Source organism: Aeromicrobium sp. Root236 (genome assembly GCF_001428805.1).
Classification (GTDB): Bacteria; Actinomycetota; Actinomycetes; order Propionibacteriales; family Nocardioidaceae; genus Aeromicrobium.
Window position 1 is genome coordinate 2,545,146 of sequence record NZ_LMIS01000001.1, and the last position, 16,182, is coordinate 2,561,327.

The window sequence follows — 16,182 nt, forward strand, 5'->3', positions numbered from 1 at the left end:
CGCTAGCTGAATCGCTGCTGGAACTCGCCGTAGGGGATCGCGCCGTCGGCGAAGCTGAACGTGCCGCGCTCGAGCATCTCCCGGCCGGCGTTCTGGACGAGGGTGAGTGCCGCGCGCGTCAGCGTCCCGCCGATGCTGATCCGGGCGACGCCCAGCTCGCGCAGGGTGGCCGCGTCGAGCACGGGCTCGACCAGACCGGCGACGACGTTGACCGGGGCGTCGATCTCGGCGGTCAGCCTGCCGATCTCGTCGGCGTCGCTGACACCCGGCACGAAGATGCAGTCGGCTCCGGCCGCGACGTATTGCTCGGCCCTCCGGATCGTCTCCGCGAACGCGTCGGGGTGCTTGGTCATGTACGTGTCGGTGCGCGCGTTCAGCACGAACGAGCCCTTGGGCGCGCTGCTGCGTGCCGCCTCGACGCGTTCGCGACCGGCCTCGACCGGGATCAGCTCGCCGGGCTCGATCGCGTCCTCGAGGTTGCCACCGACGACGCCGATCTCGAGGGCTCGCGTGACGGTGTCGGCGACATGATCGGGCGTGGCGCCGTATCCGGACTCGAGGTCGGCGGTCACCGGGCAATCGACCGCTTCGACGATCGTCGCGATGCAGTCCAGCATCTCCGACCCGGTCATGTGCGCGTCCGCGCGCCCGAGGCTGAAGGCGATGCCCGCGCTGGTCGTGGCGATCGCGGCGAACCCGACCTGCTCGAGGATGCGCGCCGATCCGCCGTCCCACGCGTTCGGCAGCACGAAGCCGGCTCCGGGCTGGTGCAGGGCGAGGAAGATGGCGGCCCGGTCGTTGGTCATGGCCGTCAGTCTCGCAGGGTTCGAGCGACTCTCACAGAGCGTTCCCTGTCGTGGCGGTGGGTCTGGTCGAACGGGAAGGGTCCGGGTTCGACCCAGGTCACCGGCCCTGACGGGTTCGAGCGACTAGGAGTCGCGTACGCCTCGGTAGATGCCACGGCGGACGATCAGGCCCTGGAGCAGGCCGCGGATCGTCCAGGCCGGGAACCGGTACGCGCGACCGTTGGGTGCGAACACCTCGAGGCCGTTGGGCTGGACCCCGACGACAGATCCCCACTGGCCCCGCCGGGGCTTGTAGTCGCGCAGCGGCCTGCCCTTGAGCTCGGCGCGGATGTTGCGCGCCAGCAGCTTGTCGGCGCGGTTGCGGGCGGACGTACGCAGCGGATCCGTCGCCGCCACGTCGCCGATCGCGAACACGCCGTGGTGGCCCGGCACCCGCAAGCTCGGCTCGACGGCGACGAAGCCGTGGTCGTCGAGCAGTGACGTCGGCAGCCACTCCGTGTTGGGACGCACCCGGCCGATCGTCCAGAGCACCGCGTCGGCGGTGTGCGGCGGCTGCCCGGTGCTCCAGGCGACCGGCTCGTCGGTGATCCGGTCACAGTCGAACCCGTCCGGCACGACGGCACGGTGTCCCGGGTGCACGCCGACGCCGAGCTCGCTGAGCCGTTGCTGCAACGTACGCGCCGCCCTTGGGTGGTAGTGGGGGAGCGGCCGGTCACCGGGGAAGAACAGGTCGACCTGCGCGTCAGGCCAGGTCACCGCGGCGTTGAGCGCGCTGCTGACTGCCGCCGGCCCACCGCCGATCACGGCGATCGACCCTGCCGATGCGAGCCGCGCGTGGTCGGCCGCCAGCGAGGTGGCAACCTCGTCGGCCGACAGCAGGCCGGGGGGCCGCCAGAACCCGTTGGTCACCCCGGTCGAGATCACCAGCACGTCGTACGGCTCCACCGACTCGGTCCCGTCGGCGCCGGTCACCTGCACGTGGCGCGCATCGAGATCGACGCCGGTCAGTGTGCCGTGCACCGTACGCACGCGATCGAGGCGGCGATAGCGGTCGAACGAGATCCAGTTGTCGCGCACCCACTCGTCCGGCTGCGTCAGACGCGTGCCGAGCTCCTTGCCGCTGACGAGGCCCGGTCGCGTCGAGATCCCGACGACGTCGGCGTGCCTCGAGAGGTGGATCGCGGTGAGGAGCCCGCTGTCGCCGAGCCCCGCGACGACGACCCGCGTACGTTTCATGCGCCGGCGCGAACGCGACGCGGGGGACGCGGCACGAACCGGGGCACCCGCTCGACCACCGAGGCGTACGCCGGGCGGCGCTCCAGGCTCCGTTGCTCCATCATCGGGATGCTCGCGAGCTGGAACATCGCGTACATGCAGGCAGCGCCGGCGAACACCCACCACGCGTCGGGATCGGCGGCCATGCCGAAGATCGCCAAGGAGACCCAGAAGCTGACCTCGCCGAAGTAGTTGGGGTGCCGCGACCAGGCCCACAGACCCTGGTCCATGACCTGCCCGGGCTCGCGCGTGCGGATGAACCGGTGCATCTGGATGTCGGCCGTGAGCTCGATCGCGACCGCACCCACGCCCACGAGGACGGCGAGGGCGTCGACCCAGCCGAGGTCCCGACCCGGCCGGGTCACCACGACGTACGCGGGCAGCGTCCCGAGGAACACCTGCAGGGTCGGGAAGACGTGGATGCCCATGAGGTCGACGACGGCTTCGGCCTTGCCGGCCCGCTCCCGCACCATGGGGTAGCGCCAGTCCTCGTGGTGCAGGCCGGGGAACGTCTGGATCCAGTTCACGGTGAGCCGCACCGCCCAGAGCATGATGACCGCCATCACCACCCAGCTCCGTGTATCGTCGGCCGGCGTCCCGGACTCGATCCACCACGCCAGCATCAGCAGCGGCGGGATGACGCTCCAGTACGCGTCGTAGAAGCTCGAGTTGTGGTGCATCCGGCTCGCCGCGAAGATCACGAGCGTGGCGATCAGGTCGGCGATCAAGCCGTCGAGCCACAGCCACGACGTCTCGGGACCCCACGCAAACCATGCGGCGCCGGCGCCGATTGCCACCGCGTACGCCACGGTGACGCGCACCATCGACTCGGTCCTGCTCGCCTGCGTTGTGGTCATGCCGCAGACCGTACCTAGAACACGTTCCAGTTCGCCAGCGTTCCAGACATCCGGTCCGCGCGCGCTGCGATGGACGTAGCACTAGAACGTGTTCTAGTATTGGGACCAGATCGAACTCCCAAGGAGCTGTGATGACCCAGGCTGTGCTGGACGCCGTACGCGACCTACTTCCGGCGTTTCGCGAGCGCGCCGACGAGACCGAGCGCTTGCGGCAGGTGCCCGACGCATCGGTCAAGGAGCTGGAGGAGACCGGGTTCTTCCGGCTGCTGCAGCCCAAGCGCTTCGACGGGCTCGAGGGCGATCCGATCGACTTCTACACCGCGGTCAGCCTCATCGCCTCGGCGTGCGGCTCGACGGGCTGGATCTCGTCGGTCCTCGGCGTCCACCCGTGGCAGATCGCGCTGTTCCACGACGACGCGCAGCAGGCCGTGTGGGGTCAGGACACCTCGACCCGCCTGAGCTCGTCGTACGCCCCGACCGGCAAGGCGACGGTCACCGACGGTGGCTACCTGCTGCAGGGCCGGTGGAGCTTCTCGTCCGGCTCGGCGCACGCGACGTGGGTGCTGCTCGGCGGGCTGGTCTCCAACGACGAGGGCCAGATCGTCGACTTCAAGACGTTCCTCGTGCCGCGCGAGAAGTACGAGGTCGTCGACGTCTGGAACGTCGTCGGCCTCTCCGGCACCGGGTCCAACGACATCGTGGTCGAGGAGACGTTCGTCCCTGACGAGTTCACCCTCTCGATGGGCGACACCGGTCGCTGCAAGGGTCCCGGCCAGGAGCAGAACCCCGGCGACCTCTACAAGCTGCCCTTCCACTCCCTGTTCACCACCACGATCAGCACGCCGATCATCGGCATGGCCCGTGGTGCGTACGCCGAGCACGTCGACATGCAGCAGAAGCGGGTGCGTGCCGCGTACGCCGGCGAGAAGGCGTCGTCCGATCCGTTCGCCGCGGTCCGCATCGCGCGTGCCGGCAGCGAGATCGACGCCGCGTGGGCCCTGACGATGGCCAACATCCGCGAGGAGCAGGCCCTGGTCGCCAAGGGCGAGAAGATCCCGATCTCGCTGCGCCTCAAGGTCCGCCGCGACCAGGTGCTCGGCACCCAGCGGGCGATCGACGCGATCGACGAGCTCTTCGAGGCGTCGGGCGGCCGTGCGCTGGCCCAGGGCACCTACCTCCAGCGGGCCTGGCGCGATGCTCACGCCGGGCGCGTGCACGCCGCGAACGATCCCGAGCGCGCGCTGCAGATGTACGGCATGGCGGAGTTCGGTCACAAGGTCGACCCGGGAATGTACTGATGCCAGGCCTTGATCGCGAGTCGACTCGGCGGTCCGCCAAGGCCGGCGACCTGACCCTCAACTACTACGAGGCCGGTGAGCCCACCGGCGTCGGTGGCGGGCTGCCGCTCGTCATGCTCCACGGCGGCGGTCCCGGTGCCTCGGCGTGGTCCAACTTCGGCTCGGCGTTGCCCGGCTTCGCCGAGGACTTCCGTACGCTCCTGATCGACCAGCCCGGCTTCGGGCAGAGCGACAAGCCGCCGGTCGTCGGCAACTACTTCCGGTTCGCCGCCGAGGCGGTCAAGGACCTGCTCGACGAGCTCGGCATCGAGCGCATCCACCTGCTCGGCAACAGCCTGGGTGGCGGCACCGCGGCGCGGTTCGCCCTGCTCTACCCGGAGCGCGTCGGCCGGCTCGTGCTGATGGGCCCCGGCGGTCTCAACCTCAGCCTGTTCCACGCCGACCCGACCGAGGGGGTCAAGCGGCTCATGGAGTTCGGTGCCGCGCCGACCGCCGAGTCGATGCGTGCGTTCATCTCCACGATGGTCGTCAACCAGGACCTCGTCACCGACGAGCTGGTCGCCGAGCGCCTGGCCGACGCCACGGCGCCGGGTGCCCAGGAGGCGATGCTGTCGATGGGCATGTCGTTCTGGAACCCCGACACGTACGAGGACGGGCTCATCTGGCGCGACGCGCACCTGATGAAGCGGCCGACGCTGCTGACGTGGGGCCGCGAGGACCGGGTCAACCCGCTCGACGGCGCGTTCGTGGCGCTCAAGATGATCCCCAAGGCGTCGCTCCACGTGTTTCCCAACTGCGGGCACTGGGCACAGATCGAGGTGGCCGAGGAGTTCCGGCAGGTCTGCACGGCCTACCTCGCCCAGCATGTCGAAAGGAAGAAGTCATGACGATCGACCTCGCCTGGTCCTTGAGCTTGTCGAAAGGACGCCTGACACGAGTCGTTTCGACAGGCTCAACGACCGATGGTGTCGAAAGGAAGCGTTCATGACGATCGACCTCGCTTGGTCCTTGAGCTTGTCGAAAGGACGCCTGACACGAGTCGTTTCGACAGGCTCAACGACCGATGGTGNAAAGGAAGCGTTCATGACGATCGACCTCGCTTGGTCCTTGAGCTTGTCGAAAGGACGCCTGACACGAGTCGTTTCGACAGGCTCAACGACCGATGGTGTCGAAAGGAAGCGTTCATGACGATCGACATCCGCTCGATGGGTTACGCCCGGGTCGCGTCCACCGACCTTGATGCGTGGCGGCACTTCGGGTCCAAGGTCTTGGGCCTCGCCGAGGGCCGCGGCACGACCGACGGCAACCTCTACTTCCGCATCGACGAGGTCTCGGCCCGGCTCGTGGTCTTCCCGTCCGACGAGGACCGGCTCGACTGCGTCGGCTGGGAGCTCGCCGACCACGACGCGCTGCAGGGTGCCCGTGAGCACCTGACCAAGGCCGGCGTCGACTTCACCGAAGGCACCGCCGAGGAGCTGGCGGAGCGCCGGGTCCAGGAGCTGATCCGCTTCGCCGACCCGTTCGACAACGTCTTCGAGCTGTTCCACGGCATCACCTACGAGTCGCGGCCCGTCGTCACCCCGTACGCCGCGAAGTTCGTCACCGGCGAGCAGGGCATGGGCCACGTCGTGATCCCCGTCGACGACGACGTCGAGGCGCTGCGCTTCTATCGCGACGTGCTGGGCTTCCGGCTGCGCGACTCGATGTCGATGCCCGGCGAGTTCGTGGGCAAGGAGCCGGGCTCCAAGGTCTGGCTCCGCTTCCTCGGCGTCAACCCGCGACACCACTCGCTGGCGTTCCTCCCGATGCCCAACCCCAGCCGCTGCGTCCACCTCATGCTCGAGGTCGAGAAGCTCGACGACGTGGGCCGCGCACTGGAGCGCGTACGCAAGCACAAGGCGCCGCTCTCGGCGACCCTCGGCCGGCACATGAACGACGAGATGGTGTCGTTCTACGTCAAGTCGCCCGGTGGCTTCGACATCGAGTTCGGCTGCGAGGGCCTGACGGTCAACGACGAGCGCTGGGTCGCTCGCGAGTCGACCGCGGTGTCCTACTGGGGCCACGCCTTCGGTCAGTCCGGCTAGGTGGAACGGCGGTGGACTCGATGACCGACGCGGACCTGCCCGAGGGCATGAGCCCGGACGCCGCGGTGACCTGGCCGTCCCGTGAGCTGATCGACTCCTACCTCGGCGGCCACGACGAGATGTTCGCGTGGCGGCCCGGCGAGGTCGTCCACATCGACGGCGAGGCGGCGCAGGCGGCTGCGCGTACGTACCGTGACGTGCTCGGCCAGTACGCCAGCGGTGTCACGGTCGTCACGACGCTGATGGGCGACGTGCCGGTCGGCATGACGTGCCAGTCGTTCACGAGCGTGTCGCTCGACCCGCCGCTGGTCGCGTTCCTGCCGATGAAGACGTCGCGGGCGTTCGCCGCGATCCGCATGACGCGACAGTTCTGCGTCAACTTCCTGGCCGCCGAGCAGGCCGAGGTCTCCAACGGCTTCGCGTCGAGGGATGAGGACAAGTTCGCCGGGGTCGACTGGGAGCCGACGGACTCCGGCATGCCGCGGCTCAAGGGCATCGTCGGGTGGGTCGACTGCGTCGTCCAGGACGTGCACGAGGCCGGCGACCACTACCTCGTGATCGGTCGCGTCGAGGACCTCGGTCACGGCGACGGCGACAAGCCGCTGCTGTTCCACCGTGGCCGCTACCGCACCGCGGAGAGCGGCGAGTGACCCTCGGGCGTACCGCCGTCGTGATGGGCGGCAGCGTCGCAGGGCTGTGTGCCGCGGGAGCCGTGGCACCGTACGTCGACCGCGTCGTCGTCCTCGAGCGTGACGACCTGCCCGCCGATGCCCAGCATCGTCGCGGCGTGCCGCAGAGCAAGCATCCGCACTTCCTGCTCAACTCGGGACGTCGCGCGGTCAACGCGCTGTTCCCCGGGTTCGAGGAGGACCTCGTGGCCGCCGGCGGCCTGCACCTGACGGCGTCGATGGACACCGCGTACCTCGAGGGCCCGGGCTGGACGCCGCGCAAGCAGGGCGCGCTCGACATGGTCTACGGCTCGCGCATCCTCATCGAGCGGGTCCTGCGCGACCACGTGCGGCAGCTCGCGAATGTCACGATCCGCGAGGGTACGTCGGTCAACGGCATCGACACGGCCGACGGGCGAGTGACCGGCGTAGGTTTCAGCGGGCCAGAGGGTGACGAGCAGATCGCCGCCGACCTCGTCGTCGACGCGATGGGCCGTGGCTCGTCGGTCGCGGACTGGCTCGTCGCCGCCGGCTGGCCCGAGGTGCCGGTCAAGACGCTCGACGCCAAGGTCACGTACGTGTCGCGGTGGTACGACCTGCCGTCCCCGGAGGAGCGTTCGCCGAGCTGGTGGTGGCAGCACATGGTGATCATGCCGACGCAGGACAAGGGCGAGCACCCGCCCGAGCACGAGTTCCTCGTCAACTTCTTCCCCATGGAGGGCAACCGCTCGATCGCCTGCATGGGTTCGTGGGGCATCGACATGCCGCGCACGGTCGAGGACTTCACGGCATCCGCCGCACGCCTCCGGACCCCGCAGTTCGCCGCCGCGATGGCCGCGTCGACCCCGACGTCCGAGGTGCACCTGACCCGTTCGACGGGCAACAAGTGGCGGCGCTACGACCTGCTCCCCACACCGCCCCAGGGCATCGCGTTCGTCGGCGACGCGATCTGCGGGTTCAACCCGTTCTACGGCCAGGGCATGAGCGCCGCCGCGATGTCCGCGGTGCTGCTGCGGGATGCGCTGGCGTCGACGACCGCGGTCGACCAGGCGTTCGCGAAGCGCCTGCTGGCTGCGCAGCGCAAGAACCTCAAGGTCGCCTGGGGCATGGCGATGGCCCGAGATCGTGGCTACGAGTGCGCGACGGGCACCGAGACCGTACCGGCGTGGCAGCGCAAGCTCCTCGCATCGATGACCTGGCCGATGTTCAACCTCATCACCGGGGCATCGCGGGAGTATCCCGTCGTCGACGAGCACTTCGCCCGCGTCTTCAACCTCGACGAGTCGATCGGCGCGATGATGCGCAACCCCAAGGTCTTGTGGGCGATGCTGCGGTTCAAGGTCCGGGCCAAGCTCGGCCGGCTCACGTTCCCGTACGGCTTCGACTCCCAGCTCGAGCCTCCGGGCACCGACTGGACGCCTGGCGCCCAGCCGCGCGAAGGCGTCGTGGCGTGAGCGCCACGTGCGACGAGGCAGCCGAGCAGGTCACCCGGCAGCTGGGCTTCGACTGCCACGACGTCAGCGCGGTCGTCTCGGTCCACAACCCGTTCGACCTGGCCAGCTGGACGATGCCGGTGCTCGAGCTGCTGATCATCGGCGGCGCGGTCTTCGCACTCGTGCACGCGCTGCGCCGATTTCGTGAGGGTGACCCGATCAACCTGGCGCTGTGGTTCGCGCCGCTCGTCTATCTCTTCGTCACCGAGCCACCGCTCTACTTCCCTGAGTGGTTCGGCCTCGACAAGCAGTTCGGCTTCATCTTCGCCCACAACATCTTCACGGTGCAGTTCATGTGGGACCGCCTGCCGCTCTACATCATCGCGATCTACCCGGCGCTGACCCAGCTGTCGTACGAGCTGGTGCGCGTGCTCGGGGTCTTCCGACGCGGCGCGCTGGCGGGGTCGATCGCCGTGGCGTTCGTGTGCCAGGTGTTCTACGAGGTCTTCGACCAGCTCGGGCCGCAGCTGAAGTGGTGGGCGTGGAACGACGGCAACCAGGACGTCAACCATCCCGCGCTCGCCTCGGTGCCGATGAACAGCATGGTGCTGTTCGCCTCGGTGTCGTTCGGGGTGATGACCTGGCTCGTCGTACGCCTCTGCGGCCCTTCGACAGGCTCAGGAGACGGAACGGGTGGCGAGCCGCGGCGGGGCTGGTCGCTGACCTGGCGCATCGCACTCGCCGGCGTGCTGGCGCCGCCGGCGATGAGCCTGTTCGGCATCCCGTCGAGCATCTTCGGCGGCGACACCCCCAACGTCGCGGCGCAGGCCTGGGTCCTCGGCATCGAGCTCGGGCTCATCTGGCTCGCCGGCGCGTGGATCATCGTCAGCCATCTCCGCAGCGGAGCGGGTGCCGAACCGACGACCCCGTTCGCCCGGGTCTATCCCGCGCTCTACCTCGTCGTCATGGCCGGCCTCTGGATCGGCGCCCTCCCGGCGTTCCTCGATGCCAAGGACGGCATCACCAGCGACGGCACCCCGATCGGCAGCGGCCTCTACACGATCGCCTGCTTCGCCGGTGCGGTAGCGGTCCTCGCGGCACTTGTCGCGAGCGCCAGACCTGCCGTCCGAGTCAGCGCTGGATGACGGCCATCGTGCAGCGCGAGATGCACGCCAGCTTGCCGTTCTCGTCGGTGATCCTGATCTCCCACACCTGAGACCGCCGACCGAGCGCGACCGGGCGGGCGACCCCGGTCACGGTTCCCATCCTGACCGGGCGGATGTGGTTGGCGTTGATCTCCATCCCGACGCAATAGGCCAGATCCGGGTCGACCACGAACGTGGCCGCCCAGCTCGCGAGCGTCTCGGCGAGCACGACGGAGGCGCCGCCGTGCAGCACCCCGGCCGGCTGGAGGGTCCGCGCGTCGACCGGCATCCACGCCGTCAGGTGCTCAGGCCCGACCTCGGTAAACTCGATCCCCAGATGCCCGATCACGCTGTCGGTGCTGTACGTGTTCGCGAGCTCGAGCGAGGGCTCGGTGTGCCAGATCGTCATGTTCCGACCGCATTGATCCGCGCAGGAGTCGATCGGTCAGTCGTGGTGCCGTCGCCGAGCTGCCCGTACCCGTTGAAGCCCCAGCAGTAGCCGCGGCCGCTCGAGTCGATGCCGCACGTGGAGAGCGAGCCGCCGTTGACGTACGACCAGCCGCTGGAGGTGCCCACCCGCCTTGGCGTGCTCTCGCCGGTGGTGGTGCCCAGTCCGAGCTCGCCGTAGAAGTTGGCGCCCCAGCAGTAGGTCGTTCCCGACGTTCGACGCGCGCAGGCGTGCTTCCCGCCGGCGGTGACCCCGCTCCAGCTCGTGGAGGTGCCGACACGTGCGGGCCGGTGGTGATCGCTCGTTCTGCCGGTTCCCAGCTGTCCGTACGCACCGTTGCCCCAGCAGTACAGGCCGCCTGTCCTGTGCCGGGCGCACGTGGACAGATCACCGAGGCGCACCGAGGTCCAGCCCATGGAGGAGCCGACCTTCCGCGGCGCGTAGCGGTCGACCGTCGTGCCATCACCGAGCTGTCCCCACAGGTTGGCGCCCCAGCAGTAGAGCGCCCCGGACATGTGGACGGCGCAGGTGTGGTTGCTGCTGACGTTGCTGCTGACGGACAGCCAGCTCGTCGAGGAACCGACCTTTCGGGGAGTGCCGACGCCTTTGGGATAGCCGTTTCCCAGCTGCCCGTAGCTGTTCAGGCCCCAGCAGTAGATCGAGCCGCTGGAGTGACGGGCGCACGTGTGATAGCTGCCGGTGGTCACACTGGTCCAGTGGGTCGAATGACCCACCATGGTCGGAGTGGTGACCTGGTTGGGGGACTGTTCCCCGATGCCGAGCTGGCGATTGGCATTGAGACCCCAGCAGAAGATCGATCCGGACTGCTGCAGAGCACAGGTGTGGTAGTCGCCGACATCGACGCTGGACCAGTCCTTGGACGTCCCGATCCGGGTCGGCACGTGCTGATCGTTCGTCGTGCCGTCGCCGAGCTGGCCGTAGATGTTGAAGCCCCAGCAGTAGAGCGCATGGTCGGTACTGATCGCGCACGTGTGATAGATCCCGGGCGAGATCGACAACCACGTCGGCGGGCTCGGCTGGGCGCTGGCCTGGCCGGCGAGCGACAGCCCGCTGATCAGCAGCATGGCTGCGACGATGCGCAGGATGGTCTTCATGTCGTCTCCTGGTGGATCTTCGTCAGTTCCCGGGACGGCCGGAGTGCTGGTATGAGTGCGGGCACGTGCGAGGCGTACTCGGTGTAGGCCGCGCCGAACGTGCGCCGAAGGTCGCGCTCCTCGAAGCGGATCCCGATGACGATGTAGCCGGTGGACGCGAGGGCGAACAGCAGGTGGGACGCGCCCATGTGCGGGGTGGCCCAGAACGCGAGCAGGAGCCCCGTCATCAGGGGGTGGCGTACGTACGCGTGCAGGCCGCCGGTCTGCAGGGCGCCGCCGGCGGGTTCTCGTGGGCGCAGCCACCCCGCCTGGCGCAGCCCGGTCAGCTCGAAGTGGTCGACCGCGAACGTCGACGCGATCGCGAGGAGCCAGCCTGCGCCGCACAGCACCCAGGGCGCGACGCCGGCCGGGCCGTGGAGGTGCCAGATCTCCCCTCCCCATGGCTGCCAGAGTGCGAGCTGGAGGAAAAGGCAGAGGTTGGTCGCCCAGACGTACGTCGTGCGCTCGAGCTCGGCCGGGATCCAGCGGCTCAGCCGCGCCTTGACCGAGCGGCGCGCCATGACGGAGTGCTGCAGCGCGAACAGGGCGAGCAGCACGACGTCCACGATGATCGCCCGGGCGGTCGTCGTACGGGACGGGCCGTCAACGGTGCGGGACAGCATGACGTCCGCCAGGAACGCAATGGTCCACACCGTGACTGCGTTGAACGTGAGCCAGCCGAGGGCAGAGAACAGCAAGTACGCGGGGCGACGCCTCATGGGGTGCCCAGCTTCCCGCCGAGCACCTCGTGCGCCGACTCGCACACGGACTTGCTGAAGCACCCCACGGCCCAGTTCGAGCCGTAGACATAGACCGTCGGTTGGCTGGCTTGTGGTGCGCGGTGCTGGAACGACTTCGCCATGGCGGCCGAGCTGAACCACGACACGACCACGTTGTCGCCCGCGTACGGACACAGGAGAGAGTCGGTGGCGCCGGAGACCTTCATGTTGTCGAGGGTGTCCTTGCAGCTCAGGACGTCCCCGACGTCCTTCGCGGAGGTGTATCCCTTCGCGGCGGCTTCGTGCTTGCTTCCGCCATCGCTTCCGCCGCTGCTGCCGCTACATCCGGTCAGGACGATGAGGGAGAGGAGGGTGGCGGCGAGGGCCGTCAGCGTGCGGGCAGGGATCAGTGTGCGGTGGCTCATGACGTCCATGCTTTCGACGATCCGGGCCGGACACAGCCGTGGAACTACCTCACTTGGTGGGGTTGGTTGCCACGTACCAGGCGGCGACCTGTGCGCGCGACCGGAATCCGAGTCGCAGCCGTATGCGCTCCAGGTGGGACTCCGCCGACCGCTCGGTGATGTGGAGACGGTCGGCCAGCTCGCGGTTCGTGAGCCCCTCGGCGACGAGCGCCGCGACCTCGGACTGTCGCGCGGTGAGCCCCGTCGGCACACTCCGGCGCAACGCGGAGAGACCGAGGAACCGCCGCACTTCGTCGACGACGGCTTGCGAGTCGCCGATTGCGGGGAGGTGTGACCGACCCTCGAGCTCGACGAACTCGGCGTTCGGTATGGCGGCCGCCAGCTCGCGTCCGCCCGCGATCGGCGCGGCCCGGTCGCCGGTCCGGTGCAGCACCAACGTGGGCGCCTCGACGTGGGAGAGGGCCGGACGTACGTCGAGCTCGTATGCGAGCGTCAACAGCTCGACGGCGGTCCCGGCCGAGGAGGCGGCGCGTTGATAGCTGGCGGTGCCCTCGCGGGTGCCGGCGTCCGCGTCGGGTGCGAACAGGTTGGTCAGGAGGTCGGATCCGAGTCCCCAGTGGGTTGCCAGCAAGTCGAGGATGAGCCGCTTGCTGTCCTCGTCGCCGATCGACTCCCCGGCCGCCCAACCGCCGTACACCACGAGCTTGGAGATGGTCTCCGGTCGGTCGGCGGCCCATTGTGCGGCGACGGGAGCGCCCAGCGAGAATCCCAGGAAGTCGAACGTCGTGGCGCCGATCGCCTCGGTCACGGCGGCGATCGTCTCGAGCTCGAGCTCCATCGTGCGCGGACCGTCGTACGCGTCCGAGAGCCCGCAGCCCGGGCGGTCGTAACGGACCAGCGTGCGTCCCGACGACAGCGCCTCGTGGAACATCCGCTCGGCGGGGATCGCCCACCCCAGCTCGAGGTGGCTGAGCCATCCTGGCGCCACCAGGAGGTGGGGGCCACTGCCGGTCAGGGCGTACGCCACGCGTCCACCACTGGCCAAGGGCGCCATGCCGAAGCGTTGCAAAGCCACGGGGTCAGTAAAACAGGAGCAAGGGCGAGCGGATGTCCGCAGCGTTGTCGTCAGAGAAGATCGCCGTTCCCCAAGCTCCCATGGCCACCGTTCTGCACCGCGCGATTGAACGCGGCCCTGGCCGAGTTGGGGACCCGGCCAGGGCGCTGACGATCAGCTCAGGGTGCTGGCGTCGATGACGAAGCGGTAGCGCACGTCGGAGGCGAGCACTCGCTCGTACGCCTCGTTGATCTGCTCCGCGGCGATGACCTCGATCTCGGACGCGATGCCGTGCTCTGCGCAGAAGTCGAGCATCTCCTGGGTCGCCGCGATGCCGCCGATCATGGAGCCGGCGAACGATCGGCGGGCGCCGATCAGCGACATGGCATCGACCTGGAAGGGGGTCGGGGGAGCGCCGACGTTGACCAGCGTGCCGTCGACGGCGAGCAGGCCGAGGTAGGCGTTGACGTCGATCGCCGCGCTGACCGTGTTGACGATCAGGTCGAACTGGTTGGCGAGGACGGCGAACGTGTCGGGGTCGGACGTGGCGTAGTAGTGGTCGGCGCCCAGGCGGAGGCCGTCCTCCTGCTTCTTCAACGACTGCGAGAGCACGGTGACCTCGGCCCCGAGGGCGTGCGCGATCTTGACCGCCATGTGGCCGAGCCCGCCGAGACCGACGACCGCGACCTTGGTGCCGGGGCCCGCGTTCCAGTGCTTGAGCGGGGTGTACGTCGTGATGCCCGCGCAGAGCAGCGGCGCTGCTGCTGCCGGGTCGAGGCCCTCGGGGATCGAGAGCACGAAGTTGGCGTCCACGACGACGTGGGTGGAGTAGCCGCCCTGCGTCGTGGTGCCGTCACGGTCGGTCATGGCGTACGTGCCGACCATCCCGTTGGTGCAGTACTGCTCGTCGCCCCGCAGGCAGTTGACGCACTCGCGGCACGCGTTGACCATGCAGCCGACACCGACGCGGTCGCCGACCTGGTGGTTGGTCACCCCGGAGCCGACCTCTGCGACGGTGCCGACGATCTCGTGGCCCGGGACGACGGGGAAGGGCTGCGGGCCCCAGTCGCCGTTGACGGTGTGGATGTCGGAGTGGCATATGCCGGCGTACTCGATGGCGATGAGGACGTCGTTCTCTCCGACGGCTCGCCGGTCGATCGTGGTGAGGGCGAGGGGGGCGCCGGCTTCGGGGGCGGCGTAGGCGTTGACCTGCATGGATCTCCTTGGGGTGATGGAACTCGTGGGTTTTTCGGCGCGCCGGATCGCCGGCGTGCTGGATGGGGGTCAGTTCTTGGCGCGCCTGAGGGCGTCAGCGAGCTTGCCGGCCTCGTCGCTGATGAGCTCGGCTCGCTCGGTGTCGCCGACCTCGACGGCACGCCAGTAGTCGATCTTGAGACCGACATAGCGTTGCCGTACGGCGAGGTGCTCGGCCTCTGCTGCGAGCCGTTCTGCCTGGTTCGACAGGAGCTCGATCTGGCCGGCCGCGGCGTCTGGCCCTTGATGACCGTTGGCGATGTACTGGCGCATGTCGCTCACCGACATGCCGGTGGCCGCGAGGCACGCGATCCACATCAGCTGGTCGAGGTCGTCCTCGGCGTACACGCGGTGCTTGCTGCTCGCCCCGCGGCTGATCGGCGCGATCACGCCGATCGTCTCGTAGTAGCGCAGCGTGCTCGCCGGCAGTCCGGTCAGCGCGGCTGCTTCCTTGATCGTGTACGTCCGACGTGCGGTTTGGTGACTCACTCCTGCAACGGTAGGAACTTCAAGTACTTGAAGTCAAAGGTCTGTGTGGAGCAGGTCAGCCCACCTTGCGGTACTTGCGGTGGATCGTCTGTCGGGTCACTCCGAGGAGGGTTCCGATCTCGGCCCAGCTGAGCCCGGTGTGGCGAGCCTTGCGGACTGCCACCTCCTCGCGGCGACTCAACACGCGCTTGGCTTCGGCAACCGCGGCGAGCTCGCCGACCACACCGCCGTCGTCGCCACCGAGGGAAGTCTTCATGCGTGTCAGCATGTGCTGACAGATCGGCATTGTCAAGGGAAGAACGAACGACCAGCCGGACACCGAGCGCCTACGTCAATCGGTGATTGACAGGCTGTCCGGCACTGGATATTTTCGGCGAGGTGGGGCAGGGGATGCTCCACACGAGTCGATGGGAACGTGCGATGAAGCTGCTGGCGAGACTGCTGTCCGTGTTGGTCCTGGTTGTGGCTGCGGGGTGGGTGACGTCGCTCCCTGCCTCCGCCGAACCGGTGGTCAAGCCGACCGCCAAGCCGACGAAGCCGAGTCCGGTGGCGGGCCTGCTCAGTCTCCTGATCGGCAACGGCGCTCCTGCAGGCGCTGGCGGCAAGGGCGGCAACGGCGGTCTTCTGATCGGCAACGGTGGGTCGGCCGGTGCCGGTGGCACGGGTGGCAACGGCGGTCTTCTGATCGGCAACGGTGGCACGGCAGGCGCTGGCGGCAAAGGTGGCAACGCGGGGTTGATCGGCACGGGCGGCACGGCCGGCACCGGTGGCACGGGTGGCAACGGCGGGGTCGTGGCCGGCAACGGTGGCTCGGGTGGTGCCGGCGGCACGGGCGGAAGCGGTGGCTCCGGTGGACTGCTGCTCGGCAACGGTGGCACGGCCGGCACCGGCGGCACGGGTGGCAGCGCCACGCTGATCGGCAACGGCGGGTCGGCGGGCGGCGCCGGGACGGGCGGATCGGGTGGCGCGCTGATCGGCTACGGCGGCACCACCGGCGCTGGCGGCACGGGTGGCAAGGGCGGCATCCTCTTCGGCAACGGCGGTCAGGCCGTGCTGTCGGCTCTGTTCTGACA

Annotated in this window: 18 protein-coding genes; 7 read left to right on the forward strand and 11 right to left on the reverse strand. The window is 68.9% G+C overall.

Going from position 1 to position 16,182, the window contains the following annotated elements:
• Window positions 1-2: 2 nt before the first annotated feature.
• The 3 genes from ASE12_RS12795 to ASE12_RS12805 form a co-directional block, all read right to left on the reverse strand.
• Window positions 3-806, reverse strand: coding sequence for an isocitrate lyase/phosphoenolpyruvate mutase family protein (locus tag ASE12_RS12795; protein ID WP_056401162.1), 804 nt, complete (start codon window positions 804-806; stop codon window positions 3-5).
• 123 nt (window positions 807-929) lie between these two features.
• On the reverse strand, window positions 930-2,042 hold the full coding sequence (locus ASE12_RS12800) for an NAD(P)/FAD-dependent oxidoreductase (protein WP_056401165.1): 1,113 nt from the start codon (window positions 2,040-2,042) through the stop codon (window positions 930-932).
• Complete coding sequence (locus ASE12_RS12805) at window positions 2,039-2,938, reverse strand: DUF1295 domain-containing protein (protein ID WP_056401166.1); 900 nt, start codon at window positions 2,936-2,938, stop codon at window positions 2,039-2,041. The genes ASE12_RS12800 and ASE12_RS12805 overlap by 4 nt, the downstream gene beginning before the upstream one ends.
• Before the next feature lie 131 nt (window positions 2,939-3,069).
• On the opposite strand from ASE12_RS12805, the gene hsaA reads away from it, so the two are divergent.
• The 6 genes from hsaA (at window position 3,070) to ASE12_RS12835 (ending at window position 9,566) form a co-directional block, all read left to right on the forward strand.
• Window positions 3,070-4,236: a 3-hydroxy-9,10-secoandrosta-1,3,5(10)-triene-9,17-dione monooxygenase oxygenase subunit gene (gene hsaA, locus ASE12_RS12810; protein WP_056401169.1), complete on the forward strand. Its 1,167-nt coding sequence runs from the start codon at window positions 3,070-3,072 to the stop codon at window positions 4,234-4,236.
• Window positions 4,236-5,123: a 4,5:9,10-diseco-3-hydroxy-5,9,17-trioxoandrosta-1(10),2-diene-4-oate hydrolase gene (gene hsaD, locus ASE12_RS12815; protein WP_056401171.1), complete on the forward strand. Its 888-nt coding sequence runs from the start codon at window positions 4,236-4,238 to the stop codon at window positions 5,121-5,123. The genes hsaA and hsaD overlap by 1 nt, the downstream gene beginning before the upstream one ends.
• Window positions 5,124-5,420: 297 nt before the next feature.
• Window positions 5,421-6,320 (forward strand): iron-dependent extradiol dioxygenase HsaC, encoded by a 900-nt coding sequence (hsaC, locus tag ASE12_RS12820; protein ID WP_056401172.1) that lies wholly within the window; start codon window positions 5,421-5,423, stop codon window positions 6,318-6,320.
• A 20-nt stretch (window positions 6,321-6,340) separates the two neighbouring features.
• Window positions 6,341-6,970: a flavin reductase family protein gene (locus ASE12_RS12825; protein ID WP_235508905.1), complete on the forward strand. Its 630-nt coding sequence runs from the start codon at window positions 6,341-6,343 to the stop codon at window positions 6,968-6,970.
• Window positions 6,967-8,442: an NAD(P)/FAD-dependent oxidoreductase gene (locus tag ASE12_RS12830; protein ID WP_056401174.1), complete on the forward strand. Its 1,476-nt coding sequence runs from the start codon at window positions 6,967-6,969 to the stop codon at window positions 8,440-8,442. The genes ASE12_RS12825 and ASE12_RS12830 overlap by 4 nt, the downstream gene beginning before the upstream one ends.
• Window positions 8,439-9,566, forward strand: coding sequence for a hypothetical protein (locus tag ASE12_RS12835; protein WP_056401181.1), 1,128 nt, complete (start codon window positions 8,439-8,441; stop codon window positions 9,564-9,566). Before ASE12_RS12830 ends, ASE12_RS12835 begins: the two co-directional genes overlap by 4 nt.
• On the opposite strand, the gene ASE12_RS12840 is transcribed toward ASE12_RS12835, so the two are convergent.
• The 8 genes from ASE12_RS12840 to ASE12_RS12875 form a co-directional block, all read right to left on the reverse strand.
• Window positions 9,553-9,975, reverse strand: a complete 423-nt coding sequence (locus tag ASE12_RS12840; RefSeq protein ID WP_056401183.1) for a hotdog fold thioesterase — start codon at window positions 9,973-9,975, stop codon at window positions 9,553-9,555. The two genes, ASE12_RS12835 and ASE12_RS12840, sit on opposite strands and share 14 nt — an antisense overlap.
• A complete protein-coding gene (locus ASE12_RS12845; protein ID WP_056401186.1) occupies window positions 9,972-11,129 on the reverse strand; it encodes an RCC1 domain-containing protein in 1,158 nt (385 codons plus the stop codon). Before ASE12_RS12845 ends, ASE12_RS12840 begins: the two co-directional genes overlap by 4 nt.
• Window positions 11,126-11,887: an isoprenylcysteine carboxylmethyltransferase family protein gene (locus ASE12_RS12850; protein ID WP_056401191.1), complete on the reverse strand. Its 762-nt coding sequence runs from the start codon at window positions 11,885-11,887 to the stop codon at window positions 11,126-11,128. The genes ASE12_RS12845 and ASE12_RS12850 overlap by 4 nt, the downstream gene beginning before the upstream one ends.
• Entirely contained in the window at window positions 11,884-12,312 is a 429-nt protein-coding gene (locus tag ASE12_RS12855; RefSeq protein WP_157412919.1) for a hypothetical protein, read from the reverse strand. The genes ASE12_RS12850 and ASE12_RS12855 overlap by 4 nt, the downstream gene beginning before the upstream one ends.
• Before the next feature lie 49 nt (window positions 12,313-12,361).
• A complete protein-coding gene (locus tag ASE12_RS12860; RefSeq protein ID WP_235508906.1) occupies window positions 12,362-13,387 on the reverse strand; it encodes an alpha/beta fold hydrolase in 1,026 nt (341 codons plus the stop codon).
• 153 nt (window positions 13,388-13,540) lie between these two features.
• Complete coding sequence (locus ASE12_RS12865) at window positions 13,541-14,581, reverse strand: NAD(P)-dependent alcohol dehydrogenase (RefSeq protein WP_056401196.1); 1,041 nt, start codon at window positions 14,579-14,581, stop codon at window positions 13,541-13,543.
• 69 nt (window positions 14,582-14,650) lie between these two features.
• Window positions 14,651-15,109: a MerR family transcriptional regulator gene (locus tag ASE12_RS12870; protein ID WP_056401198.1), complete on the reverse strand. Its 459-nt coding sequence runs from the start codon at window positions 15,107-15,109 to the stop codon at window positions 14,651-14,653.
• Window positions 15,110-15,164: 55 nt separating this feature from the next.
• A complete protein-coding gene (locus tag ASE12_RS12875) occupies window positions 15,165-15,365 on the reverse strand; it encodes a hypothetical protein (protein WP_056404827.1) in 201 nt (66 codons plus the stop codon).
• Between the two features lie 191 nt (window positions 15,366-15,556).
• Here ASE12_RS12875 and ASE12_RS20095 point away from each other — a divergent pair, with 191 nt between their 5' ends.
• Window positions 15,557-16,180, forward strand: a complete 624-nt coding sequence (locus tag ASE12_RS20095) for a hypothetical protein (RefSeq protein ID WP_200955017.1) — start codon at window positions 15,557-15,559, stop codon at window positions 16,178-16,180.
• Window positions 16,181-16,182: the final 2 nt, after the last annotated feature.